This window comes from Furfurilactobacillus siliginis (assembly GCF_001437435.1).
Lineage (GTDB): Bacteria > Bacillota > Bacilli > Lactobacillales > Lactobacillaceae > Furfurilactobacillus > Furfurilactobacillus siliginis.
In genome coordinates this window covers 40,153-46,861 of sequence record NZ_JQCB01000002.1, presented here as the reverse complement: position 1 = coordinate 46,861, position 6,709 = coordinate 40,153, and the positions used below count along the sequence as shown (strand labels likewise).

11 protein-coding genes and 1 other annotated feature are annotated in these 6,709 nt (G+C 43.4%); all 11 genes read right to left on the bottom strand.

Annotation, left to right across the window (positions count from 1 at the left end):
• Positions 1-87: 87 nt before the first annotated feature.
• Positions 88-525 (bottom strand): transcription antitermination factor NusB, encoded by a 438-nt coding sequence (gene nusB / locus IV55_RS01645; RefSeq protein WP_057808708.1) that lies wholly within the window; start codon positions 523-525, stop codon positions 88-90.
• Positions 525-983, bottom strand: coding sequence for an Asp23/Gls24 family envelope stress response protein (locus IV55_RS01640; RefSeq protein ID WP_057808706.1), 459 nt, complete (start codon positions 981-983; stop codon positions 525-527). Before IV55_RS01640 ends, nusB begins: the two co-directional genes overlap by 1 nt.
• Before the next feature lie 17 nt (positions 984-1,000).
• Positions 1,001-1,561 carry an elongation factor P gene (gene efp / locus IV55_RS01635; RefSeq protein WP_057808704.1) on the bottom strand — a complete coding sequence of 187 codons (561 nt, stop codon included), beginning with the start codon at positions 1,559-1,561 and terminating at the stop codon, positions 1,001-1,003.
• 79 nt (positions 1,562-1,640) lie between these two features.
• Positions 1,641-2,717: a M24 family metallopeptidase gene (locus IV55_RS01630; RefSeq protein WP_146993615.1), complete on the bottom strand. Its 1,077-nt coding sequence runs from the start codon at positions 2,715-2,717 to the stop codon at positions 1,641-1,643.
• 74 nt (positions 2,718-2,791) lie between these two features.
• On the bottom strand, positions 2,792-3,088 hold the full coding sequence (gene rpmA / locus IV55_RS01625) for a 50S ribosomal protein L27 (RefSeq protein WP_169790611.1): 297 nt from the start codon (positions 3,086-3,088) through the stop codon (positions 2,792-2,794).
• Positions 3,089-3,106: 18 nt separating this feature from the next.
• Positions 3,107-3,433 carry a ribosomal-processing cysteine protease Prp gene (locus IV55_RS01620; protein ID WP_083483893.1) on the bottom strand — a complete coding sequence of 109 codons (327 nt, stop codon included), beginning with the start codon at positions 3,431-3,433 and terminating at the stop codon, positions 3,107-3,109.
• Between the two features lie 33 nt (positions 3,434-3,466).
• Positions 3,467-3,811, bottom strand: coding sequence for a 50S ribosomal protein L21 (rplU, locus tag IV55_RS01615; protein WP_057808699.1), 345 nt, complete (start codon positions 3,809-3,811; stop codon positions 3,467-3,469).
• A gap of 18 nt (positions 3,812-3,829) precedes the next feature.
• Positions 3,830-3,913: a sequence feature (ribosomal protein L21 leader region), on the bottom strand.
• 130 nt (positions 3,914-4,043) lie between these two features.
• On the bottom strand, positions 4,044-4,184 hold the full coding sequence (locus IV55_RS10290) for a hypothetical protein (RefSeq protein ID WP_157047456.1): 141 nt from the start codon (positions 4,182-4,184) through the stop codon (positions 4,044-4,046).
• A gap of 116 nt (positions 4,185-4,300) precedes the next feature.
• Positions 4,301-4,810, bottom strand: a complete 510-nt coding sequence (locus IV55_RS01610; protein ID WP_057808697.1) for an LptM family lipoprotein — start codon at positions 4,808-4,810, stop codon at positions 4,301-4,303.
• An 87-nt stretch (positions 4,811-4,897) separates the two neighbouring features.
• Positions 4,898-5,434: a L,D-transpeptidase gene (locus tag IV55_RS01605; RefSeq protein WP_057808695.1), complete on the bottom strand. Its 537-nt coding sequence runs from the start codon at positions 5,432-5,434 to the stop codon at positions 4,898-4,900.
• Between the two features lie 24 nt (positions 5,435-5,458).
• On the bottom strand, positions 5,459-6,709 hold the full coding sequence (locus tag IV55_RS01600) for a D-alanyl-D-alanine carboxypeptidase family protein (RefSeq protein ID WP_057808694.1): 1,251 nt from the start codon (positions 6,707-6,709) through the stop codon (positions 5,459-5,461).

The window sequence follows — 6,709 nt, the reverse complement described above, 5'->3', positions numbered from 1 at the left end:
CAACCTACCGGATTGAAGACCAATCCGTACGGCCGTTCTAGGTCTTGCTCGCTACTTACCGACTTTTGTCCCACTCTCTTTTACGCTTTAATCGTTATTTGTTTGTGTTGCTGGGTCTGCTTCTGTCAGTTGTGACAAAACACCGTTGACGAAACGACGTGAATCATCGTCGGAGAATTCCTTCGCTAATTCAATGGCTTCGTTCAACGCAACCCGTGTTGGCACTTCAGCTGAATACTGCATCTCATACAGTCCCAATCGAAGTACAATCAGATCTGGATTAGATAGCCGGCCAACTGACCACTTTTTGGCAAGCTTCGTGTTGATCAAGGCATCTAAGTCAGCTTCATGTGCTGTCACACCATTCACCAACGTAACTAAATATTCAGGCACGATGGTTGGTTGATCAGGTTTACTTGGAATCAACTGCTGGTAGAGTGCTTCAACATCAGCATCAGCATTGACATGCTTCGCAAACAGAACTTGAAATGCAACCTTACGAATTTGATGACGTGATAAATCCACTACCGGTCACCATCTTTGCTAGGTACATCAGTTGCTGCCTCAGCGTGATCGCCAAAAATATCATCAGGGTCAATTTCTGAATCATTTTTTTCAGGAACAATGCCAACAATGTGAATGTTCACTTCAGTCACCGTTAATTCGGTCATGAGTGATACTTGTTGCTTCACTTTGTCTTGCATATCTAAAGCAACTTTGGGCACGTTAACACCATAATCAAGATAAACGTAGACATCTGCGGCAATGGTATCGTCAGCCATTGTTAGCTTGACACCTTTGCTGTGTTCAGTCCGCCCAAACAATTCAGAAACGTTGTTAGCAATGCTGCCACGCATCCGGTTAACACCTTCAACTTGACTGGCTGCAACACCAACGATGATTTCTAATACATCAGTTGCGATTTCAATGGTTCCCAGCGCATCAGCGGGCTGGCTTAAGGTAATGTTATTGACTTCAGGCATGATGGCCTCCAATCTAATTAAGCCCGGGAAACGTATGAAGATTCTTGGGTATTAATGATCAATTTGTCGCCGGCATTCACGAAGAATGGCACTTGAACAACTAAACCAGTTTCCATGGTAGCAGGTTTTGAACCACCGGTAGCCGTATCGCCACGAATACCAGGTTCTGTTTCAGCAACTTCCAAAGTAACCGTGTTAGGTACTTCAACACCAAGGATTTCGTTACCAAATGATGTAACCGTAACTTCCATGTTTTCAAGCAAGAACTTAGATGAATCCTTCATGCTTTCGTTAGGAATGGAAACTTGGTCATAGGTTTCAGTATTCATGAAGACATAGTTAGAACCATCATTGTACAGGTATTGCATCTTGGCCTGTGCGATTTCGGCTAATTCCATCTTAGCACCGGCACGGAAAGTTTTTTCTTGAACAGCACCAGTCCGTAAGTTCTTCAACTTAGAACGTACGAAGGCACCGCCCTTTCCGGGTTTAACGTGCTGGAATTCAACGATCCTCCAGATAGCGTGATCGAATTCGATGGTAAGACCATTTTTAAAATCTGCAGTAGAAATTGACATAATTGTTCCTCCTAAAATTCATTCCTGCTTAGTATACAGTAACGCGGACACCCCTTGCAATAGCAGGCAATTCAAACCGTCATAAAATTTTTAATTCTTTGGGTGAAGTTGTCAGCACTTCAACACCGTTTTTTGTAACTAACACATCATCTTCTATACGAACACCGCCAACGTTGGGTACATAAATTCCCGGTTCAACCGTAATCACCTGGTTAGCCTGCATCGTATAAGGCTGGCGTGGTCCGTACACCTGCGGCTCTTCATGGATGTTTAGCCCAATTCCGTGACCCATCCCATGATTAAATTCTGGGCCATATCCACCAGCTGTGATTAAGTCGCGACCGACGGCGTCCAATTCAGCACCGGTGACACCTGGTTGAACTTTTGCGATCACTGCTTGGTTAGCGGCTAACGTCAACGCATAAATTTCTTTTAGTTGTTCACTTGGCTTACCTAATGCAAAGGTACGCGTGATATCTGACGTATACCCATCGAAATAAAAGCCGTAATCAATGGTGACTAATTCGCCATCAGCCAGCTGTTTATTTGTTGCAGAGCCATGTGGTTCCGCAGAACGATAGCCACTGGCCACAATGGTCGGAAATGACGGTCCAGTTGAACCGTGTTGCCGCATCCAGGCATCCAAACGATTAGCCACTTCAATTTCAGTCATGCCGACTTTAATTTGTGGTAACAATTCATCGTAACCTTGACTGGAAACGATAATGGCATGGCGTAATGCTGCCAATTCATCAGCATCTTTCACTTCACGCAGCTGATCAACGATGGCATGTAAGCCAACAAAGTCTGCGTCTAGCTGTTCATCCAGAATTGACCAAATTGCGTACGGTAGCGTGTCTTCAAATCCCAGCACCGTGATGTTTCGAGCCGTCGTCAAGGCAGTCACTTCACCATAATAATCACGGGTAATGTGCACCTTTATTGCAGATGGCAATGTCAGCTGCATTTCTGTTTCATAGCGTGCATCTGTCACTAAATCCACATCTGTAGCTGTGATCAAAAGACACCCATCCCCGCCTAAATCAGCAACACCCAGTAAATACTGTAAATTGAATGTTTCCGTCACGAGTAACGCGTCAATATGTAATTGTGCCAAAACTGACTGCACTCGGTTAATCCGACTCATCTGATCCATTAATGCGCCTCCATTTTTTGCCAAACAAAAACGGGCATAATGCATACACATTAGCCCGTTTTAAACCACTTAAACTATTCTGCTTCAGCAGTTGCTGGGTAAACGGAAACCTGACGGCGATCCTTACCCTTACGTTCGAATTTAACAACACCGTCTGTCAAAGCAAACAAAGTGTCATCTCCACCGCGACCGACGTTAACACCAGGTAAAATATGGGTTCCGCGTTGACGGTAGATGATTGAACCAGCGTTGATCTTTTGACCATCTGCACGCTTAGTTCCTAGACGACGACCAGCTGAATCACGGCCGTTGGTAGTTGATCCGCCCCCCTTATGGTGAGCGAAGAATTGTAAGTTCATATCCAATAACATGTGGTTACACCTCCATAATTAAAAGTGACCATCACTAATCGTAATGAATTGTGAGTATTTCTGAGCGACCTGGGTCAAACCCAGTACAAATGAAGCGAGAATCGTATCAGCTGCTGCGTTATGCGTTGGCATAACAACATGCAAGTAACCACCATTATCATCGTCTGACTCGACAGTCGGCGTAGCGTCGGCAATCTCATCCAGTGAGTTAACAGCAGTGATTGCTAGTACAGAAACAGCAGCACAAACAATATCTTCACCATAATCTCCAGCACCAGCATGTCCGGTCATGGTAAACGCGGTCATCTGTTGCGAAGCATTTCTTGAAATATCAACTTTTATCATGTTTTCTTAGCGTTGGCTTAAGCTTGCGAGTAATTACTTTTCGTCAGTTTCGCTCTTCTTAGTTGAAGTAGCGCCGCTGATTTCGTCAATCATGACACGCGTGTAAGGCTGACGGTGACCCTTCTTTGTGTGTTGGTTCTTCTTAGGCTTGTACTTGAAAGTAACCACTTTCTTTTCCTTACCTTGCTTTTCAACAGTTCCAGTAACTGAAGCACCATCAACAAATGGTGTCCCAATCTTAATAGAACGGCTTGAAACTAACACAACTTCTTCAAAGGTAACCTTGTCGCCTTCCTTTGCATCAAGCTTTTCAACAAAGATAGGTGAACCCTTTTCAACCTTGTATTGCTTACCACCAGTTTTGATAATTGCGTACACGTTGTGCACCTCCTTAAAATAAAGTCTTAGACTCGCCAAAGCCAAGCGTTCGTTGGAAAACCAACGAAACTTAATACTTGGATTGTGCGGTTGCAGTGTGGAAGTCCACAAATACAACAGTACGAGTTTATCAAACTAAACTCGGCTCGTCAATATATTATGCCAAACAAAAAACGGCCTAACCATTCGTTAGCACCGCTTTAGCATACCAGATTAGTCGCCAATCACCTAATTAATTATGTGATCGCTGTTGGCGCGTCGTCGGTTGCGCCACTGTTCTGTTCGTTGTTAGGTGTGAGGCAGACGATTTTCCCATCAATTCCCAGACGCCGCTACCAACTAAAACAATTGATAAAACTAAAACTGCAACCATCAAAAAACCTCCCCTAACTAACTTTACTAACCATAGTTTAGCAAGTTAATCAGCGGAGATTCAATTTATCTGCCTTCTTAAACATTAAGAAAGCAACTTTAGATTTTCGTTAGAAATTAGTCCTGCGTCCCAATCTTGTACAGTTCGGTATCTGCATTCGTATCCTTACGCATTTGTGTTTCAATTTTTGTCCGTTGTTGCGAAGAATTGCCAACAACATAGGCAGCCATATCAAACACAATCCGGAAGTTTGCATGGAACTGAGAAGCAACTTCATCGTCAAAGTTGTATTGCTTGTCGACGGCTGCTTTCACAATTCCCTTCACACCGGTTGGACCATCGCCTAAAGCAACACCCAACTGATTCTTTTGTGCTTCAGACAAGCCAGGCCGTAATTCAGTGTTAAGTTGGTCGGCCATCTTATAAACTTTATCGGCACTCTTAGCATCGTCATAACGGAACTTTTGTAAATCAGTAACCAACGTTTCAATGTGGTCGGTTTCTGTTTGTACCCGTTCATACTTTTTGGGTGTTAATTGAACACCCGCATAACTTTTTTGACCACACGCCGTCAAAGTCACTAAACAAGCCACTACCGCCAGTCCTGCTAAAATTTTCTTCCACATGTGTCTTTCTCCTTTACCACGCTATCGATAGTTTTATTGTAGCAAAGTTCACGTTAAGTTGTTGTGCATAACGACCTGTACGACAAATTATTTAATAATTACTTTCATTCCAGTAGGTACATTCTCGTTAATCCATTTAGCATCGGCAACAGTCATTCTGATACATCCGTGTGAAGCAGGACGGCCTAACTTTTTTGCTTCAGCAACATTGTATGACCCATCTGCCTTGGTTGGAACTGAATGAAACAAGTACACACCATGATCTAAAAATGATGTCCAATAGTTAGCGCCTTCTTGTAACTTTGCATTGTAGAAATTAGCACCTCGCTCACTTTGAATTGCAAAAGTGCCCTTAGGCGTTGTGTTATCTTTCCCGCTGGAAACCACCATGGTATACAACTTCTTATTACCATCAATGACATTAACACGTTGCTGCTTAAGGGAAACTGCTAAGTAAGCATGTGGATGCGTCGTTAAATTTGGGTAAGCTCGCTTCTCTGATGGTGCTTGCCAGTTAACCGCTTTAGTTGTCTTCTTACTTGCATTGGCTGAAAAAGTTCCCATCAATGTCAAGACAAAGGCAACTAGTATTGTCATATATACTTTTGATTTACGTTTTGTCATTTTGCATATGCCTCTTTCTAAGGTTTATTTTATTTGATAATCATTGCCATGAAATGTCGTCCGCCAAGAACGGACAATTAAATTTGCGCGATCAATATGATGCGTTGCGTGTACTTTCACTGCTGGTGCTTTGCCAATATACTCGGTTCCCGTGGGCTTTATCGTTGCTGTCCCCAGCGTTTGATGCGAATTAATGGCATCATCTACTGAATCAATATACTTAGGTGTAACACCGAGTGTTTTCGTTTTATCTGACCGTGGCATAAATACCTTGGGTGATGCATTTAGAGCCACATTGACTTTGCCTTCTTTAGTACGTGCGCCGATTACGCGGACAGGTTTAAGCGCCGTAGCAACTGATTCTACGCGTAACTGCTGTTTAATTGCTGCAAGCATTGAAACCGTCTCGGCAAACCGTGTATGTTCATCGTTGAAACTACCACTACCAAGGATAACGGTTATCACGCGCTGACCACTGAGTGTTGTCTCTCCAATGAAATTTCCACCAACGGATGGCGAAGAACCAGTTTTTATACCAGTGAAAACATACGGGCTACCTGGATTCCTGATTAACTTATTTGTATTATTCAACGGATATTTAGTTCCTGTCGGGCCTGTCGTTTCAGCATGGGCTTGCCGAGTGATCTCACGAACCTGTGGATAATCGTTCATTAGGTGTTGGGCAACGATAGCTAATTCACGTGCCGATAACTCATTTTCTTTTTCATCAGCTACTGTCTTATCCTTTAGCTCACCCATCAATCCATTCGTTAACCCAGCAGGTGAATACATACGTGTATTGCTAATTCCCCACTGCGTTAACAGCCGCTCCATTGATCTGTTTGCACCAGCGACATTGCCTGAAACAACATTCCCTAATGCAACGGCTGCCGCATTACCGGATGGCAGTAAAGCATCCTCCAATAATTCATGAACTGTGTACCGCCGATGACTCGTCAACGGCACGTTCGTTAGCCCAGGTGATAAGCTCAACCGAGCAACCTTTGGATCTATTTTAACGAGTTGCTGCTCTTTAAGTTGGTGTTTTGCAATTTTTTGCTCGACTAAGTAAGTGATTAGTAATTTAGATGTAGATGCAATAGGTAATCGCTGTCGGTCATTTTTAGCCGCCAATACTTGACCTGTCTTTGCATCAATGACAATTGCAGCCTTACCTGAAACTTCCGGCTGAATTGCCGTTGATGCATGTACGATTTGAACATTTGTCGAGATTACGAACGCGACAAGTATCCCGAGTAAATAAGGTCGTTTCAT

Bases quoted from the DNA above. Each gene is read 5' to 3' on its own strand.
- IV55_RS01620 (WP_083483893.1), bottom strand. From the start codon at position 3,433: ATGATAAAAGTTGATATTTCAAGAAATGCTTCGCAACAGATGACCGCG.
- IV55_RS01610 (WP_057808697.1), bottom strand. From the start codon at position 4,810: ATGTGGAAGAAAATTTTAGCAGGACTGGCGGTAGTGGCTTGTTTAGTG.
- IV55_RS01630 (WP_146993615.1), bottom strand. From the start codon at position 2,717: ATGGATCAGATGAGTCGGATTAACCGAGTGCAGTCAGTTTTGGCACAA.
- IV55_RS01605 (WP_057808695.1), bottom strand. From the start codon at position 5,434: ATGACAAAACGTAAATCAAAAGTATATATGACAATACTAGTTGCCTTT.
- IV55_RS10290 (WP_157047456.1), bottom strand. From the start codon at position 4,184: ATGGTTGCAGTTTTAGTTTTATCAATTGTTTTAGTTGGTAGCGGCGTC.
- efp (WP_057808704.1), bottom strand. From the start codon at position 1,561: ATGTCAATTTCTACTGCAGATTTTAAAAATGGTCTTACCATCGAATTC.
- IV55_RS01600 (WP_057808694.1), bottom strand. From the start codon at position 6,709: ATGAAACGACCTTATTTACTCGGGATACTTGTCGCGTTCGTAATCTCG.
- rpmA (WP_169790611.1), bottom strand. From the start codon at position 3,088: ATGTTATTGGATATGAACTTACAATTCTTCGCTCACCATAAGGGGGGC.
- IV55_RS01640 (WP_057808706.1), bottom strand. From the start codon at position 983: ATGCCTGAAGTCAATAACATTACCTTAAGCCAGCCCGCTGATGCGCTG.